Source organism: Mesorhizobium sp. LMG17149 (assembly GCF_024518695.1).
GTDB lineage: Bacteria > Pseudomonadota > Alphaproteobacteria > Rhizobiales > Rhizobiaceae > Mesorhizobium.
In genome coordinates, this window is the sequence record NZ_JANIFL010000002.1 from 140,083 (window position 1) to 157,990 (window position 17,908).

Below are 17,908 nucleotides of genomic sequence, written 5' to 3' on the forward strand. Positions count from 1 at the left end.
ACTGCCTGACGGCGCGGTGATGCCGGACCATACACTGTCCATCGTCGTGCCCATGTACAACGAGGCCGAGAACGTCGAACCGCTGCTGGTGCGGATTCACCAGGCGATGGAACGCTACGGCCAGCCGTGGGAGGTCGTGCTGGTCGATGACGGCAGCACCGACGCGACGGTGAGCGAGATCAGGCGCCTGGCGGCGCATTACGGCCCGCATGTGCATGCGGTCGAGCTGGTGCGCAACTACAAGCAAACCGCCGCGATGCAGGCCGGTATCGACGCAGCGCGCGGCGACGTCATCGCCACGATCGACGGCGACCTGCAAAATGATCCCTACGACATTCCGCGTATGGTCTACCGCCTGTTGAGCGAGGATCTCGACCTAGTGGTGGGCTGGCGCAAGGATCGCCAGGAAGGTTTTTTCATGCGCAGGCTGCCCTCGCGCATCGCGAACGCGCTGATCGCGCGCGTCACCGGGGTGCGCCTGAAGGACTATGGCTGCAGCCTCAAGGTCTATCGCGGCAACGTCATCCGCAGCGTCAAGCTCTATGGCGAGATGCACCGCTTCATCCCGGCATGGCTGGCCACGGTGACGACCCCCAGACGCATCGCGCAGGAAGTGGTGACGCATCACGCCCGCATCCATGGCCAATCCAAATACGGCATTTCGCGCACCTTCAGGGTCGTGCTCGATCTGGTCTTCATGTACTTCTTCATGCGTTATCGCACGCGGCCCGGGCACTTCTTCGGCGGCATCGGCATCGTGCTTGGCGCTCTGGGTTCGCTGATCCTTGCCTACCTGCTTTGCCTGAAGCTGCTTTTCGCCGAAGACATTGGAACGCGACCGATGCTGTTCACCGGCTTCTTCCTGCTCATCGCCGGGGTGCAGATGGTGACGTCGGGCGTGCTGGCTGAAATGCTGGCACGGGTCTATCACGAAGCGAATGGAGCATCGGCCTATGTCGCACGGCCGCAGCCGGCGCGCAGTGACAATGACGGCTGGCTCCGCCCGCGCCGGCCATCATGAGGTGATCGGGACGCCATCGAGGCTCTCCGTCCCCAGCGTTGACCGGGGCAGTGGCTTCATCGATAGCTTGCTGGGAGGGATTTTGGTTTCAGGCCGACGGCGGACTGGCAGGGTTCATTGATCCCAGGAATGGCGGCCTGAGGGCAAGAGGCAAGGCGCAACGTCTGCGCCAACCTCTCGCCCTCGACTCGCGCCCCCTGGCGAAGACAAGAGCGGCGGATCCTTCATTCAAATCGCGCCGCCACTTTTAGGTCTGATGGTCTAGTAGCGCGAACGGCAGCTGGCGCGCTGGCCGAAACCGCTCGGGCCACAAATCCAAGGCGAACGGCCCAGGAACGGGCCGCCATTGCCCAGACGGTAGGAGACCTTCACCGGCGCCGGCCTGCCGACACGCTGCGGCCGCACGAAGGCCGCATAGGCCTCCTCCCTCGTACGCGTCACCATGGTCGTCTGTGTGAGCGGCTTGCGGTTGAACAGATGCAGCCGCTTCTTCTTGACGTCGTGCACCTTCTTGCCGAGCGTATGCACCACGGACTTTGTGCCGATCGAGCTGGTCTTGGTCGCGTCCTTGCTCTGGCAACCTGAGAGTATCGAGATCAATGCAACGGCGGCGAATGCACAAGCATATTTCGTGCCGATCCTTGCCCTTCTTTCCATAACTTTGTTCATCATTGTCCCCTACCACGAATATAATTCGTTTCAGCGCGGAGATCTATTTGCTTTTTTGGCTTCCGCGCCACGCGAGCAGCCTATCGCCGCTCACATCATGGATTATATATTAGGGGAAACTTATTAAAGATCATGCAAACGACACGATGAACGCGGCCTTTCGGCAATCGATCGGATATAATTAAAGTTTGATCTATTGGGCTCGTGCCTGCAGCCGTCCAGAGTGCCGGCCCGCTACGCGGACGCCTCCAGCATTCAGCGCCGCGTTTCCCAACCTGGATCGAAGTAGAAATTGCGGCCACCGATGTTGCCCTGGCCGGCGCCGGAAACCACATAGGCGATGCGCACGATGCGCAGGCCACCGGCGCCCTGCTGCAGTCCGTAGACGCCTTCCATGCCGCGATCGTAGAAGCCCGCGGCGGGCACGATCAGCGCCAGCACGGCAAGCGACCCCTGAAAGGCGACTTTCGCCGCATTGGCGCGCAACGGAATCCTGTTTTCGATGACGTGCCTTACGACAATCACAACAACCAGCAGCCCGTAGAGGAAGGCGTTGAAGGCGGCGAACCAGTAGAAGCCGGTGGCATCGAAGGGGTTCTCAACGAGCAGGACAGGCAGTGCCGCGCCGATGGCCAGCGCCACATAGGGAGTGAGGGCGCGAGCCGGCAGAAGGTGCTTGGGGCCGCTGCCCTTGGGCGTGACGCGGAAATCGACGAATGATTTGGTCAGATAGTCGCGGATCGACGACAACGTGCCGGCCAGCACCCAAGGCCAACGCGCGAAGAAGAGGAACAGCGTGCCTTCCCAGCTGATCGTCTTGGCCGTCATCGGGCGCGAGAGGCCGAACGCCTTCAGCAGCATCACCAGGCCAACCAGCGCGACCGCGTTCGGCAGATAGTAGAACAAAAAGTCGAGATACATGACATTGGCGAAGTTGCGCCCGGTAGACAGCGCATAGACCGGCATGACGTACATCAGCAACGCAAAGACGGCGAACAGCGGATACCAGAGCTGGCAAAAGAGGAATTGGAATCTCAGCCGCGGCGACAGCTTTGGGAGATAGCTCGGCGAATATTCGAGCAGGATCGTCATCAGACTGCGCGACCACTGGAATTCCTGGGTGATGAGGTCGGCGAAGGTCTGCGGGCCATCGCCATGGGCGATGGCGTCGAGCGCATGCACGCCGTGCCATCCGGCCGCGTTGATCAACATGGAGGTGGAGTGATCTTCCGCCAGTTCAGGACCGAGACCGCCCGCCTGCTTCAGCGCCTTGGTCCGCACGGCATAATGCGAGCCGATGCAGAGCGGAGCTCCACCGCCCGTATGGCCGGACTGCAGCGGTCCGTGAAACATCCCTTCCGGAAACAGCCTGCCGCGCGCCGCCCAACTCTCGGCGGCGTTGTTGTCGCAGATGCTCGGCGCCGAGACATAGCCAACCGAGGGATCGGCGAAGGGAAACAGGATCTCCCTCAGATAGGTTGGCGTCGGTACATGGTCCGCATCCATCTGGGCGACGAAATCGTAACGCTCGTAGCCATAGTGGTCGTAGAAGAACGCCAAATTGCCTTCCTTGCAGCGCGTCCGGCGTGGCCATGTCGTGCGGTGATAGTCTTGCCTGCCGCGCCGCGTCGAAATCATCACGCCGTGAGCGTCGCACCAGCGAACTGTCTCTTCGGAGGGATCCTCGTCGGCCAGCCAGGTATCGTGCGGGTAATCCTGTGCCAGCATCGCTTCGAGCGTGCGCGCAACGACGGCAAACGGTTCGGAGGGGGCCTTGGTGACCACCATCGCGACCCGCGAACGCTTCGGGATCGTGTGAAGCTTGGACGGTTTTTTCGACGCATGCACGTTCAATAGAAAGTACAACGGCATGAGCGTGAGCCATACCAGGATGAGTGTTGCGAACGTGTATGGCCCGAGATGTTCGACATGCTCCGGCTTCAGCCACCAGATCCAGAAAAACCCGAGTGTGCAGAACCAGAAAGCCAGCGCCAGTCTCAGGATCCATTGCTGAAAGGCCGACAGCACGGGCACCAGAAAGGGTCCCTTCTGCGCAGTGACTGCCAGAGCCGCCTCAGATCGATGCGCCCGTCGGCTCTTATGGCCGACGACGCCATCATGCACGGAAGCACTCATACACTTACTCGCCCGCCACTTTGGGCTTCCGCCGACAAGGTGGCTGGAAGCTCCCAAAATCCCAGGATTAGAATTAGCTAACGCTTTCTTAGCGTCAACTAAATTAATTGTTTGTTGAATATGATTATTGGGATTTGGTTAACCTAACGCGTATCGGGGGAGGAATAGCCGCTACCGAGCAGTCAGTCTGGCGGCGAGCCGGTAAACTCTTCGGTGCTGGAAATTCACCGACGGGTCGAGGCAGTCGGAGGGGATCCGGCCAAAGCCGTTAACCATGTTGCGGTCGTCAAGGTTAAGCAACCGTTAATTGTGCTTGACTCTTGGCCCTGACCGGCTCTTAAATTAGCTAGGGATGATATATCGGGATTTTGACGCGAATTTGTGAGTATCGCGGCGAACTTTCTCTCGAACGCCCCCTGTATAGGGGCTTGAGAGGTAATTTTGGGTGGCTCTGTGCCAGGTTCGCACATCCGCCAATGGGGTCGCTCCGAAATCCCGCAGATTCTGCCAAATAGAGCCGATCGGTTTTTGGGTAGTCGTGTCGATCAGGCATCGATGCGCACGGGCGAAGCCTTAACTTCCGAAAGAGGTTGGGGCCATGGGAGATCGACATGAAATACTCCACAGTAAAAGCACTCGCAATCGCGCTGGCATTGGGCGGAAGCGCCGCGTTCCCCACGGCAGGAGGCGCTGGCTCGGTAGCCGCGACGGACCCCGTCCAAACGAGCAGCGCCGCCTCGGCGTTCGGATCCTATGATCCCTACGGCGACTTCAGCGCCGACAAGAGTGCCAGCATCGAAGAGCTGTTCCTGCCTTGGGAAGACGTCGACCTGTCGACGCTGCCGCTTGCCGACGCCTATGCGCTGCAACGCGGACGTTCGCTGCTGATTACGGTTGAGCCGTGGACCTGGTCGAAGGACTGGCGCATCACCCCGCCCGAATTGCGCGACGGCATTTTAAGCGGCAAATATGACGCCAACATGCAGGCAATCTGCGGCCTGGTGGGACAGATGAAGAGCCCGGTGACCATTCGCTGGGCTCAGGAAATGGAAGACAAGAACGGCCGCTTCACTTGGGCCAACTGGGCTCCCAAGGACTGGATCTCCGCTTACAAGCGCGAGGTCGATATCTGCCGCAAGGCTGCCCCCGCCGCCAAGTATATGTGGTCGCCCAAGGGCGAAGAGGGTCTGGAAAAATACTACCCCGGCGACGACTATGTCGACGTCATCGGCCTGTCGGTGTTCGGTCTGCAGAAAAAGGACAATGACGAGGCCGGTCATGACCGTACCTTCGCTGAGCTGCTGAAGCCCGGCTATGACCGCGTTGCAGTGTTCAACAAGCCGATCGTCGTTGCGGAACTCGGCTATGTCGGCAAGCAGGACTATGTCTCGAAATGGCAGGAAGATTCCCGCAAATCCTACGCGGAGTTCCCGGCGCTGACTTCGGTCGTCTACTTCAACCAGAAGGAAGTGTGGCCGTGGCTGGGTGGCTATGGTCTGCCCGACTGGAGGGTGACCCAGCACGTCCTGCCGTAGACGCATCGTGCTGATCGATCCCGACACGATCGGGATCGATTTCCAATCTCCTTGTTTGATCATGATCCATCTCGAACCAGCGGTTCGGGATGAGGGTTGAGGCGTGGCGTAAATCAGTCTGTGGAGAAGTTTCGTGAAACGGGTAATGGGAAATTATCTCGGAGCGGCATTCGCCTGCTCCGTTCTTGTTCTTGCCTTTCAGGTTCCTGCGACGGCCAAGACGGCGACAAGGATCGCCGAGCAGGCGCAAAAAGCCACAGTCGTTCCTGACGAAGGCGTCTACCAGATTTATCAGAACCATTCGTGGCTGTGGGGCAAGAAGGGCGCCGGGTTCTTTGCCGTCAAGCAGAGGCAGTTCGATGCCTGGACTCACGACAAGGGCAAGTCGGGCTATGGCGACGGCATGTGGTTCATTCCCGGCGGCGGCAAGCTCTGCTACCGCGCGCAATGGCATGGCTCCTGGGGTGTGAAGGGCTCGATGACCTGCTTCGAGCATCGCCAAGTGGGCAAGGTTATCTACAAGCGTAAATCGCCTGATGGCGAATGGTACGTTTTCAAGAGCCCGCGTCGAAACCGGTCGGACGAGTCGATGAAATTGAAATACGGCGACTATGTCACAACGAAAATGAACCGGATCAAGGCAAAGCAGTAGATAACCGGATCGAGGCAAAGCAGTAGATATTGTCGTGACACGCCACTGGTCAAGCATGTCGCCTGAACGTTCAGGCGACCTGCCTTAAGCCTTGCGCTCCCAGCGGCGATCTGGCGTCTGTTGCCAGTAGGTGACGGCGTGGCCAGCGCTCTTCATCACCTTCCAGTGCCCTCGCGCCGCCTCGAGCTGGGCGGCATCGTGGCCATCGAACAGGAACACCGCGCGCTCGTAGCCGCCAAGGTCAGGCGGCACCGCACCGTCGACCAGGAACCTAATCTTGGCGTCGTTGGGATTGCCGTCGCCGGTGGTCAACAGAATCGGCTGTTCACCGGGATGAGCCTCACGATCGGTTGCGTGCGCCAGGAACGAATCGTCGCGGAAGGTCCACAGATGCTGGTCGAGCGCATCGCGGCGTTCCTCGGTGCCTGTCTGCACCACGGCGCGCCAGCCACGGTCGACGCTGCGCTCCAGGAGACCCGGCAGCGCATCCTCCAGCGTCGATTCGGTCAGGTGGTAGAACAGGACGTCGGCCATGCTTCAGCCTATAGTGATTGAACCCGTTCACTGCTCATAATTATCGCGCACCAGCCGGTCGAGCAGCCTGACGCCGAAACCGGAACCCCAGGACTGGTTGATCTCGTTCGACGGCGCCCCCATCGCCGTGCCGGCAATGTCGAGATGAGCCCATGGCGTATCCTTGACGAAGCGCTGCAGAAACTGCGCCGCAATGGTGGCGCCGCCAAAACGGCCGCCGATGTTCTTCATGTCGGCGTTCTTGGAATCGATGAGCTTGTCGTATTCGGCACCGAGCGGCATGCGCCACAGCCGTTCCTGCGTCGCCTGCCCCGCCGCCGACAACTTTTCGGCCAGCTCGTCATTGTTGGAAAACAGGCCGGCATAATGTTGGCCGAGCGCCACCATGATGGCGCCGGTCAGCGTCGCCAGATTGACCATGAATTTCGGCTGGAAGCGGTCGTTGCAGTACCACAACGCATCGGCCAGCACGAGGCGGCCCTCGGCATCGGTATTGAGCACCTCGATGGTCTGGCCCGACATCGAAGTGACGATATCACCGGGACGCTGGGCATGACCGTCGACGGCATTTTCGACCAGTCCGATGATACCGACGACATTGGCTTTCGCCTTGCGGGCCGCCAGCGCATGCATCAAGCCGGTGACGGCGGCGGCACCGCCCATGTCGCCCTTCATATCCTCCATGCCCGAGGCCGGCTTTATGGAATTGCCGCCGGTGTCGAAAGTGACGCCCTTGCCGACGAAGGCGATCGGGCTGTCCTTCGGTTTGCCGCCGTTCCACTGCATGATCGCCATGCGGGCGCCGCGCGGCGAGCCTTGCGCGACACCGAGCAGCGAGCCCATGCCGAGCTTCTTCATTTCCTTCTCAGCCAATATCTCGACCTTGACGCCTAGCGCCTCGAGTTCCTTGGCGCGGGCAGCGAACTCGACCGGCCCAAGCACGTTTGCCGGTTCGTTGACGAGGTCGCGCGCCAGCAGGACGCCGTCTATCACCGCCTCGGCATCGGCGAAGGCCTTCTTCGCAGCGGCCGGATCGGCGGTGTGGATGGTCACCTTGACCGACTTCTTCGGCTCTGCCTTGCTGTCGTCCTTGTCCTTCCTGGTCTTGTACTTATCGAAGGAATAGCTGCGCAGGAGAATGCCCGCGGCAAGGTTTGCCGCATCCTTCGCACTCGGCGAGGCGCCGGCCACATCGAGGACCACCGCCACTTCGGTCGCCTTGCGCAGCGACGCGGCAACGGTGCCGCCAAGCTTCAGCCACGCATATTCGTCCAGTCCCGACACCTTGCCGGTGCCTATCGCCACGAGTCTGTCGAGCGACGCTCCCTGCGGCGCCAGAACTTCCACCGTGCTGGCGAACTTGCCCATGAACTCAGCCACGGGAAAGGCCCGCTCCAATGTCTTGCCGGGATCGCCGGCCTTGGCGACGTCGCTCAGGCCGCCCTCATCCGCCGCGAACACGAAGACAGTGCCCTTCTTGTTTACCGCGCTCTGGGACCCGGAAAATTTGGCGAAGGCGATCGACGGTCTTTGATTCATCATGTCCTGCTTTCAGGGAATGCGCGACTTTTGGGGAAGCGGTTCGAAACGATGCGCGACATTTGGTCGTTTTCCGGCATTTGGCAAGACTTTGCCGAATTGGCATCCCATATGACCTATGGAATCGATGACGATTCGTCGCGGCACGGCCCCGCTTTTTGCCGCAACCTGTTGTTAACCATCGATGTTCGCCCTTTCTTATCCATTCCCGCCGACACTCCGCCCAGCCGGGGGGCGTAATGTAGGACAGAACCCGGATCGACCATCTGATGGAGCCAGTTGTGCAGGCGCTGCCGGACAGCTACCTTGTTCGGTGGCATGATGCCGTTCGAAAAAATCGAGAAAAGCCTTCATGAAGGTCGTTGAACGCTACATCATGCGCCGCGCTTTCGTGGTCTTCATGGCCGCTCTTGTGTGGACGCTGGCGATCGTGTGGACGACACAGGTGCTGGCAAAGATCGATCTGGTGACAGACAGCGGCCAGTCGGCGTTGACCTTCTTCGAAGTCGCCGCCCTCATCCTTCCGTCCATCATCCCGATCGTGGTGCCTTTTGCGCTGGTGGTAGCAGTCGCACAGACACTCAGTGTGATGAATTCGGATTCCGAACTCGCCGTCGTCAACGCCGCGGGGGCCTCGCGCTGGACGATCGTACGGCCGATCATGTTGCTGGCGCTCGCCGCCGCCGTTTTTTCCTTTGCCGTCGACAACGGCATCGACCCTTACGCACGGCAGAAGAACCGGGCACTGGTGGCCTCGTCGCGCGCGGATCTGTTGTCGCTGATCATCCAGGAAGGCACCTTCCGCAAGATTGACGACGGGCTGTTCCTGCAGATCGGTGAGCGCCTTCCCGACAATCGGCTGGGTGGCATTTTCGTCGCCGATTCGCGCGAGGAAGGCGTCAACCTCGTCTACTACGCCAAGACCGGCAGCATCGTCGAACGCGGCGGTGAAAAGGTGCTGATGATGAATGACGGCGTCATCCATCGCAAAACGCTGACCGGCGATCTCTCCGTCATCCGCTTCACCTCCTATGCCTTCGACATGTCGGCCTTCATGGCGGCGGCTTCGGCGGTGACGCTCCTGCCCAAAGACCAGACGACGCAGTACCTGCTCAACCCGGGCGCCAACGACAAGTACTATCAGCAGAACCCCTACGAATACCGGGCCGAGGTCAACCAACGGTTCTCGGAATGGACCTATTCCATGGTTTTCGCGCTGATCGCGCTTGCGGTCGCCGGGGATGCGCGCTCGCACCGCGAGGCGCGCGTCAATCCGCTGATCACGGCGATCACGATATCGCTGTTCGTGCGTTGGCTGGGCTTTTTTGCCGCCAGCAAGGCGGATGAGGTCCCGCAATATGCGTATATGGTCTATGGCGTGCCGATCGTGGCTTCCGCGGTGGCGATCTGGTTCATCGTCTCCAACCGAACACTGGAACTGCCCGTGACTTGGGCGGACTGGATGACAAACTTCGCCACGCGCATCGCTGACAGCTGGAATGCTTTCAAATTGCGTTTGTCCAGGCGCGGCGCATCAGGGCAAGGGGTCGGCTGATGGGCTGGACACTGGGCCGCTACTTCTTCTTCCGCTATGTGACGATCACCATCTGGTTCTTCATCGGCCTCCTGGCATTGGTGTTCCTGATCGACTTCACCGAGCTGTCCGGCCGCACCACCGGCCTGCCCGGCTTCACCTACGGCACGGCGGTAGCCATTTCAGGCCTCCGTATGCCGATGATCATGCTGCAGACGGTGCCGTTCGTCGGTCTCTTCTCGGCGATGGCGACGCTGGTGTCGCTGAACCGGCGCTACGAGTTGGTCATCGCGCGTTCCGCCGGTGTTTCCGCCTGGCAGTTCCTCTTGCCCTGCTGCATCGGAGCCTTGCTGTTCGGCGTCCTGTCGGTTGGTGTCATCAATCCGCTCGCCGCGCACGCATTCTCCTGGTCGGAGCAGATCGAAACCCAGCTGCGTTCCGGCAAATCGAATACGGTCTCGGCCGATGCCGCGCCCTGGATCCGGCAGAAAACCAGTTCGGGCGACACCATCATCGGTGCGCGGGCCATCCTGAACCAGGGCCTGGAAATGGCCGATGTCGTATTTTTCATTCTCGACCCGCAAGGCAACATCGTCGAGCGCAAGGACGCCGCCCGTGCCTTCCTGCGCGACGGCTATTGGGAATTACAGGACGTCAAGACATTCCAGAACGGCACGATCCAGGCGTCGGCAACCGATCGCGTACCGACCAATCTAAAGCCCGAATTCGTGCAAGAGCGGCTGGCGCGCCCCGAAACCATCCCCTTCTACGACCTGCCCGGAAAGATCGAGGTTGCCCGCTCCTTCGGCCTCAAGGCAAATGCTTTTGCCATGCAGTTTGATTCGCTCGTGGCGTTGCCGTTCCTTCTCGTCGCCATGACGCTGATCGCGGCAACGGTTTCAATGCGATTTGCTAGGATGGGACAGTCGGCGACGATGATTCTGGGTGGCATCATCGCTGGCTTTCTGCTTTATGTCGTTTCGGTGCTGGTGAAGGCATTCGGCGTGGCGGGATTCGTGCCGACTGTCGTAGCCGCCTGGGTACCGGTCATGGTGGCTATGTTCTTCGGGGTGACTTTCCTGCTATACAAGGAAGACGGCTAGTGAGGGAGGCGTTTTTGCCCAGCAACAGGCAGGCCGGTTTGGCGCGCCTCTATGCGGCGACCGCCTTGGCGTGCGTGCTTGCCTACGCCGTTCCGGCACCGGCGCTTGCGCAGGACGTCGGCGACATGGCGACATCGGTTCCAGCCGGCTCGCAAATGCTGCTGGCGGCCGATACGCTGGTCTACAACAACGACAACCAGACCGTGACCGCCGTCGGCGGTGTGCAGATCGACTATGGTGGCAATCGCCTTGTCGCTCAGCGAGTCGAATACAACCGCAACACCAAGCGGATGGTCGCGAGCGGCAACGTCGAAGTCATCAACAGCGACGGCACCAAGATCAATTCGCAACATATCGACATCACCGATGACTTCGCCGACGGCTTCGTCAATGCGTTGCGGGTCGAAACCATCGACAAGGCCTATTTCGCCGCCGAAAGCGCAGAACGCATGGGCGGCGTGCTGACCACCTTCCACAATGGCGTCTACACCGCCTGCGAGCCGTGCGAGGATAAGCCGGATAAAGCGCCGACCTGGCGCGTCAAGGCCAAGAAGATCATCTGGAACGGCGAGAAGAAGACGGTTCGCTTCGAGAATGCGAATTTCGAGTTCTTCGGTTTTCCGCTTGCTTATCTGCCTGCATTCGAAATTGCCGACCCGACGGTGAAGCGCAAGAGCGGCTTCCTGATCCCGAGCATCATCTACAAGAGCGATCTCGGCGTCGGCGTGAAAGTCCCCTATTATCTCGCATTGGCGCCGACCTACGACCTGACGGTCACCGGCACCGGCTATACCAAGCAGGGCTTCCTCGGTGAGGCCGAGTGGCGTCAGCGCTTCGACAATGGCGAGTACAGCTTGAAGATCGCCGGGATACACCAGCAGAATCCCGACGCCTTCCTCGACACCACTGCCTTCCCATCCAGCTCTGGCCACAACGTCAATTCGGGCAGCGCCGGCGATCCCAACAAATTCCGCGGCATGATGGGTACCCAGGGGCAGTTCGCCATCAACTCACGCTGGAACTTCGGCTGGGACGTGCTACTGCAGACCGACAAGAACTTCTCGAACACCTACGGCATCGACAAGTACAATAGCAGCGTCCACCAGTCGTCGGTCTACTTGACGGGTCTCAACGGCCGCAACTATTTCGACGTGCGCGCCATGCATTTCGATGTGCAGGAAGATACGCCTGACGACAATATCTCTGCGCGAAGCGGACAACAGCCCTGGGTGCTGCCGTCGCTCGATTACGCCTATATTCCTGATGCCTCGGTGGCCGGCGGCCAGCTGTCCCTCAATGTCAACGCGCGTGTCATCCGCCGCGACGATGTCGACGAGACCTTCGTCCAGCCCTACAATGCCCTCACTCCCACACAGCGCGTCCGCGGCATCGAAGGCGAATCGGGCCGTCTCACCGCCGAGGCCGAGTGGAAGCGGAGTTTCGTCACAGATGACGGACTGGTGCTAACGCCGTTGCTCGCGCTGCAGGGCGATGTGGACTACCTCAACGCATCGTCGGCTTCGCTAGACGCCATCGACCGAATGGCAACGCATTTGGGCGAGCAGGACGATATGCGCTCGTCATTTGCCCGTTACATGGCAACCGCGGGCCTCGAGATGCGTTGGCCGGTGCTGTTTTCCATGGCCAGCGGGTCCAGCCATGTCATCGAGCCAATGGCGCAGGTCTTCATGCGCCCGAACGAGCAATATGTCGGCGGCCTCTCAGTGCCCAACGAAGACGCCCAAAGCATGGTCTTCGACGCGACCACCTTGTTCGAGCGCGACAAGTTCTCCGGTTACGACCGCGTCGAAGGCGGTTCGCGCGCCAATGTCGGCCTCCGCTATTCCGGCTCGTACAACAATGGCTGGGGTACCAATGCCATTTTCGGCCAATCCTATCAGATCGGCGGCGAGAACTCTTTCGCCGCGCCGGATCTGGTCAATGTCGGCGCCAATTCCGGCCTCGACACGACCAAGTCCGACTATGTCGGCCTGTTCGGCATCAACAGCCCCAACGGCTTCGCGGCCTCGGTCAGCGGCCGTTTCGACGAACAGAGTTTCGAGGTCCGCCGTGCCGAGGTGAAGGCCGCCTATTCCGGCCTGCCTGTGTCGCTGAGCGCCAAATACGCCTTCATCCAGGCCCAGCCGCTGTACGGTTTCACGGAAGACCGTCACGAAGTCACACTTGGTGCATCCACGCATCTGGCCGAAAACTGGCGCGTCTTCGGCACAGGAACCTACGACCTGCAGCAAAGCCTGCTGGTCAAGGACGGTGTCGGCTTCGCCTACAACGATTCCTGCTTCACTTATCTGATGACCTACTCGCAGTCGCGCGATCTGAACACCAGGGAGGTGTCGCAGACCATCGGCTTCAATCTGTCGTTCCGCACCCTCGGCGAATTCGGCTCGTCGACCAGTGCCATCGACACGATCCAGTAACAATCGGCGACATCGTTTCGCCGCATAGGGCTGGCACGGATTTCGCGCACCTGGAAAGATGAAATTGGGCGGGACCGGGATAGAATTGGGATACCAACGATGAGGAAATACCTCTTTTCAGCAGGTTTCGCGTTGCTCGTGGCGGCGACCTCCGTGTCGATCACTGCAATGACGCCGCCGGCTTTCGCCAGCGAGATCAAATACGTCGTCAACAACATTCCGGTCACCACCGGCGACATAGCCCATCGCGCCGCCTTCCTGAAGCTGCAGCGCAAGAAGGGCGATGCCGGCCAGGAAATGATCGACCAGACGCTTCGTATGGCCGAGGCCAAGCGGCTTGGCATCCGCATCAGCGACGCACAGGTCGAGGCGGCATATCAGCGCTTTGCCTCTAGCAACAAGATGCAGCTCAGCCAGCTTGACGGCGTCATGGAGAAGTCAGGCGTCACCAAGAGCCACTTCAAGGAATTCATCCGCGCCCAGATGGCCTGGAACCAAGCTTTGAGCGCCCGCTACCGTTCCGGCGACGGCACCGGTGCCGTCAGCGAGCAGGATCTCGTGAGAAAGATGCTCGAAAAAGGCGGCGCCAAACCGAGCGCCACCGAATACATGCTGCAGCAGGTCATCTTCGTGGTTCCGGCGGCTGAACGCAGCGCGACGCTGGGCAAACGCAAGCGCGAGGCCGACGCCATGCGCGCCCGCTTCAACGGCTGCAAAACGACGCGCGAATTCGCCAAGGGCCTGATCGACGTCACCGTTCGGGATCTGGGCCGGGTGCTGGCGCCGCAGCTGCCGCTGGACTGGGCCGAGCAGATCAAGGCGACCAAAGTCGGCGGTGCCACCGCCACGCGCGAAACCGAACGCGGCGTCGAATTCATCGGCATCTGCTCGTCGCGCGAAGTGTCCGACGACAAGGTCGCCCAAATGGCGTTTCAGGCCGAAGGCTCCGGCGGCGACAAGGATGCCGACGCGCTCAGCAAGAAATATGTCGACGAGCTGAAGGCAAAAGCCCGCATCGTCAAGCGCTGACGTGAGCAACGCAGTGACTGCGCTCGCGTTGAGCGCCGGCGATCCGTCCGGCATTGGGCCGGAGATCGCCATCGCCGCCTTTATGGCGCGCGAAGCTGCCGCCCTGCCCCCCTTCTACCTGCTCGCCGATCCGGCGCTGATCGCCTCCCGGGCGCGCCTGCTCGGCATTTCGCTGCCGGTCGTCGAAACGACATCAGCGCAAGCGGCGCAGGTCTTTGCCCGCGCCTTGCCGATCGTTCCACTGACTGCCCGCTGCATCGACAGTCCCGGCCGGCCGGATCCGGCCAATGCGGCTGCCACCATCGAGGCCATCGACCGCGCCGTCGCCGATTGCCTTGCCGGCGAAGCCTCGGCCGTGGTCACCTGCCCCATCGCCAAGAAGCCGCTCTACGACGCCGGCTTTCGCTTCCCCGGCCACACCGAGTATCTGGCGCATCTGGCGGCCCGGCACAGCGGCGTCGAGGCGATGCCGGTGATGATGCTGGCAGGACCCGACCTGCGCACCGTTCCCGTCACCATCCACATCGCGCTGGCCGAGGTGCCGAAGGCACTGACCACCGAGCTGATCGTCGCCACCGCGCGCATCACCGCCGCCGACCTTACCGGCCGCTTCGGCATCGCCAAGCCACGGCTGGCGATTGCCGGGCTCAACCCGCATGCCGGCGAAGGCGGCGCCATGGGCCTCGAGGACGAGCGGATCGTGCGCCCGGCGGTCGACATCCTGCGTGCCGATGGCATCGACGCTTTCGGCCCTTTGCCGGCCGACACGTTGTTCCATGTCCGGGCGCGGGCGGGCTACGACGCGGCCCTTTGCATGTATCACGACCAGGCGCTGATCCCGGCCAAGGCGCTGGCTTTCGACGAGGCGGTCAATGTCACGCTCGGCCTGCCCTTCATCCGCACCTCGCCCGACCACGGCACGGCCTTCGACATCGCCGGCAAGGGTGTGGCGCGGCCCGACAGCCTGATAGCGGCGCTGAAGCTTGCCCGGCGGCTGGCCGACACGAACACGAAGGCGGTTGCGGTATGAGATCTCGGGCATGAGCATCGACGGGCTGCCGCCGCTGCGCGAGGTGATCGAGCGTCATGGGCTGCAGGCAAAGAAGGCGCTCGGCCAGAATTTCCTGCTCGACCTCAACCTCACAGGCAAGATCGCGCGCACCGCCGGCGACTTGTCCGATGCAACCGTGATCGAGGTCGGTCCCGGTCCCGGCGGGCTGACCCGCGCCCTGCTTTCCAACGGCGCGCGTCACGTCATCGCCATCGAGCGTGACGAACGTTGCCTGGCTGCTCTTGCCGAAGTGTCCGACCACTATCCCGGCCGTCTGGAGGTTGTTTCCGGCGATGCGCTGAAGACGGATTTCACAGGCCTTGCCAGTCGAGCGACCGGCAATGGCGGCCCGGTCAAGATCGTGGCCAACCTGCCCTACAATATCGGCACGGAGCTGCTGGTGCGCTGGTTGACGGTCAGCGACTGGCCGCCTTTCTACACCTCGATGACTTTGATGTTCCAGCGCGAGGTGGCCGAGCGCATCGTCACGCCTGCCGGCAGCGACAGCTATGGCCGGCTGGGGGTTCTTGCCGGCTGGCGGACGGAGGCGAGGATCGCCTTCGACGTACCGCCACAGGCATTCACGCCGCCGCCAAAGGTCACCTCCTCGGTGGTGCATCTGGTGCCGCGCCCGACGCCCCTGCCCGCCGAAGTGAAGAAACTCGGCCGCGTCACAGAAGCCGCTTTCGGCCAACGTCGCAAGATGCTGCGGCAGAGCGTGAAAAGCCTCGGCGGCGAGGCCCTGCTCGAACGCGCCGGCATCGATCCGACACGCCGCGCCGAGACGCTCAGCGTCGAGGAATTCGTGCGGCTGACCAATGCGGTGTAGCTCTCTTCTCCCCGTTTACGGGGAGAAGATGCCGGCAGGCAGATGAGGGGGCAGCACGAACCTTGAAATGCCAGCACCGCCCCTCATCCGGCCCTTCGGGCCACCTTCTCCCCGTGAACGGGGCGAAGGAAGAGGTCTCAGCCCGTCTTCTCGTCCAACAGTCCAGAGACGAAATCGAACAGGCCTGGCCGGCGGTCGCGTCTTAGCCGCTCGGCGACGACGATGCCGCGCACTTCGGCGAAGGCGCGGTCAAGGTCATCATTGACGATGACGAAATCATATTCCTTCCAGTGCTCGATCTCGTTGCGGGCATTTTTCAGCCGCGTCTCGATCACCGCCTCCTGGTCTTCAGCGCGACGTTTCAGCCGCGCCTTCAACTCCTTCATCGATGGCGGCAGGATGAAGATCGAGACAATGTCGGCGCGCATCTTCTCCTTGAGCTGCTGGGCGCCTTGCCAGTCGATGTCGAACAGCATGTCGCGCCCCTCGGACAGCGCCAGTTCGGCCGGTTCGCGCGGCGTCGCATAGCAATTGCCATGCACCTCGGCCCACTCCAGCAACGCGTCGGAATCACGAAGCCGCTCGAATTCGCGCATCGTCCGAAAATGATAGTGGACGCCTTCGATCTCGCTTCCACGGCGCGGCCTGGTGGTGACCGAGACCGACAGTTCGAGGCTGGAATCGCTTTCCAGAAGATTGCGCGCGATCGTCGACTTGCCGGCGCCGGACGGCGACGACAGGACGAGCATCAGGCCTCGGCGGCGTATGCGGGACCCCAAATCCTTGGCAACCATCGGCTACTCCAGATTCTGGATCTGTTCACGAAACTGGTCGACCACCGCCTTCAGGTCCAGGCCGATCGCGGTGATGGCTGCGGCATTCGATTTGGAACACAGCGTATTCGATTCGCGGTTAAATTCCTGTGCCAGAAAATCGAGCTTGCGACCGACCGCGCCGCCGCCCACCAGCAGTGCCCGGCCGGATGCGACATGCGTTTTCAGCCGGTCGATCTCTTCGCGAATATCGGCCTTGGTGGCCAGGAACGCCGCCTCCATATGCAGTCGGGTGGCATCCAGATTGGCGGAAGCGTCCATCAGCAGCCTGACCTGCTCGGCGATGCGTTCGCGGATCACCGCGGTCTCGCGGGATGGATCCACTTCTGCCCGCAGCGTCAGCGCCTCGATCGTGTCGATATGACCCGACAACAGCAAAGCCAGCGCGGCTCCTTCGCCCTGCCGTGCCTGTTCGAGCCCGTTCAAGGCCACTTCGAGCGCGGCCATGATCGCGGCATCGAGCGTGGCCCTCGCCTCCTCGGTTTCGACGGTTTCAGGAATGTCGAGCACGCCGCGCAGCGAAAGCAATCCATCCGACGTCGCCGCAGCAACGCCGAATTGCTCCTGCAGCCGCTTGGCGAGCCCAGCAAGGTCCTTCAGGAAGGCTTCGTTGACGACCGGCTGCGCCTGCGCGCCAACGGCACGGCCGATGGTCAGCGTCGCCTGGAAATTGCCGCGTGCAAAACGTTTCTGAAGTATTTGCCGGACAGCAGGTTCCAACCGCTCGAAGCCTTGCGGCAGCCGCAGCCGTACCTCGACGCTCTTGCCGTTGACGGACTTGACCTCCCAGGCGATCGAGGTGCCTTCGTGCTCGGCGACGGCACGTGCAAAACCGGTCATGCTCTGCAAATTCATATCGCCCACACGTCCCTGGCACATCGCCCTGAACCGGCTTTCCGGACAGAGCGAGTGCGGCTTGAAAAAGACTGCGCCGCAGGCGCGTCGAAACCGGACGCGCGGCGCTCTTCCAAATGTCAGGGCGTTGCCTGCCGGGCAACGCCTTTC

Annotated in this window: 15 protein-coding genes; 9 read left to right on the top strand and 6 right to left on the bottom strand. The window is 61.5% G+C overall.

Annotated features, from left to right (window positions below):
- Positions 1-19 precede the first annotated feature (19 nt).
- On the top strand, positions 20-1,021 hold the full coding sequence (locus NP945_RS04005; protein WP_256745849.1) for a glycosyltransferase family 2 protein: 1,002 nt from the start codon (positions 20-22) through the stop codon (positions 1,019-1,021).
- A 261-nt stretch (positions 1,022-1,282) separates the two neighbouring features.
- On the opposite strand, the gene NP945_RS04010 is transcribed toward NP945_RS04005, so the two are convergent.
- Together NP945_RS04010 and NP945_RS04015 are read right to left on the bottom strand one after the other, a co-directional pair.
- The gene (locus NP945_RS04010) at positions 1,283-1,690 is read right to left on the bottom strand and encodes a hypothetical protein (protein WP_256745637.1); all 408 of its coding nucleotides are present in this window, start codon (positions 1,688-1,690) and stop codon (positions 1,283-1,285) included.
- 255 nt (positions 1,691-1,945) lie between these two features.
- Complete coding sequence (locus tag NP945_RS04015) at positions 1,946-3,826, bottom strand: glycosyltransferase family 2 protein (protein ID WP_256745638.1); 1,881 nt, start codon at positions 3,824-3,826, stop codon at positions 1,946-1,948.
- A gap of 611 nt (positions 3,827-4,437) precedes the next feature.
- Between NP945_RS04015 and NP945_RS04020 the strand changes: the two genes are divergently transcribed.
- Both NP945_RS04020 and NP945_RS04025 read left to right on the top strand, forming a co-directional pair.
- Positions 4,438-5,361 (top strand): glycoside hydrolase family 26 protein, encoded by a 924-nt coding sequence (locus NP945_RS04020; protein WP_127319805.1) that lies wholly within the window; start codon positions 4,438-4,440, stop codon positions 5,359-5,361.
- 133 nt (positions 5,362-5,494) lie between these two features.
- Positions 5,495-6,013, top strand: a complete 519-nt coding sequence (locus NP945_RS04025) for a DUF995 domain-containing protein (RefSeq protein ID WP_256745639.1) — start codon at positions 5,495-5,497, stop codon at positions 6,011-6,013.
- An 84-nt stretch (positions 6,014-6,097) separates the two neighbouring features.
- On the opposite strand, the gene NP945_RS04030 is transcribed toward NP945_RS04025, so the two are convergent.
- Complete coding sequence (locus NP945_RS04030; RefSeq protein ID WP_023813773.1) at positions 6,098-6,547, bottom strand: DNA polymerase III subunit chi; 450 nt, start codon at positions 6,545-6,547, stop codon at positions 6,098-6,100.
- A 27-nt stretch (positions 6,548-6,574) separates the two neighbouring features.
- The gene (locus tag NP945_RS04035; protein WP_256745850.1) at positions 6,575-8,086 is read right to left on the bottom strand and encodes a leucyl aminopeptidase; all 1,512 of its coding nucleotides are present in this window, start codon (positions 8,084-8,086) and stop codon (positions 6,575-6,577) included.
- 352 nt (positions 8,087-8,438) lie between these two features.
- Between NP945_RS04035 and lptF the strand changes: the two genes are divergently transcribed.
- The 6 genes from lptF to rsmA all read left to right on the top strand — a co-directional run bounded on the left by lptF (position 8,439) and on the right by rsmA (position 16,070).
- Positions 8,439-9,641, top strand: a complete 1,203-nt coding sequence (gene lptF, locus NP945_RS04040; protein ID WP_127267686.1) for an LPS export ABC transporter permease LptF — start codon at positions 8,439-8,441, stop codon at positions 9,639-9,641.
- Positions 9,638-10,723, top strand: a complete 1,086-nt coding sequence (gene lptG, locus NP945_RS04045) for an LPS export ABC transporter permease LptG (protein WP_174299091.1) — start codon at positions 9,638-9,640, stop codon at positions 10,721-10,723. Before lptF ends, lptG begins: the two co-directional genes overlap by 4 nt.
- Positions 10,723-13,161: an LPS-assembly protein LptD gene (locus NP945_RS04050; RefSeq protein ID WP_164761802.1), complete on the top strand. Its 2,439-nt coding sequence runs from the start codon at positions 10,723-10,725 to the stop codon at positions 13,159-13,161. The genes lptG and NP945_RS04050 overlap by 1 nt, the downstream gene beginning before the upstream one ends.
- 99 nt (positions 13,162-13,260) lie before the next feature.
- Positions 13,261-14,190: a peptidylprolyl isomerase gene (locus NP945_RS04055; protein WP_256745640.1), complete on the top strand. Its 930-nt coding sequence runs from the start codon at positions 13,261-13,263 to the stop codon at positions 14,188-14,190.
- A gap of 1 nt (position 14,191) precedes the next feature.
- Positions 14,192-15,220, top strand: a complete 1,029-nt coding sequence (pdxA, locus tag NP945_RS04060; RefSeq protein WP_127268605.1) for a 4-hydroxythreonine-4-phosphate dehydrogenase PdxA — start codon at positions 14,192-14,194, stop codon at positions 15,218-15,220.
- Positions 15,221-15,230: 10 nt separating this feature from the next.
- On the top strand, positions 15,231-16,070 hold the full coding sequence (gene rsmA, locus NP945_RS04065) for a 16S rRNA (adenine(1518)-N(6)/adenine(1519)-N(6))-dimethyltransferase RsmA (RefSeq protein ID WP_256745641.1): 840 nt from the start codon (positions 15,231-15,233) through the stop codon (positions 16,068-16,070).
- A gap of 137 nt (positions 16,071-16,207) precedes the next feature.
- On the opposite strand, the gene gmk is transcribed toward rsmA, so the two are convergent.
- Both gmk and NP945_RS04075 read right to left on the bottom strand, forming a co-directional pair.
- Positions 16,208-16,864, bottom strand: a complete 657-nt coding sequence (gene gmk / locus NP945_RS04070; protein ID WP_013532512.1) for a guanylate kinase — start codon at positions 16,862-16,864, stop codon at positions 16,208-16,210.
- 3 nt (positions 16,865-16,867) lie between these two features.
- Positions 16,868-17,758 (bottom strand): YicC/YloC family endoribonuclease, encoded by an 891-nt coding sequence (locus tag NP945_RS04075; protein WP_256745642.1) that lies wholly within the window; start codon positions 17,756-17,758, stop codon positions 16,868-16,870.
- Between the last annotated feature and the right edge of the window lie 150 nt (positions 17,759-17,908).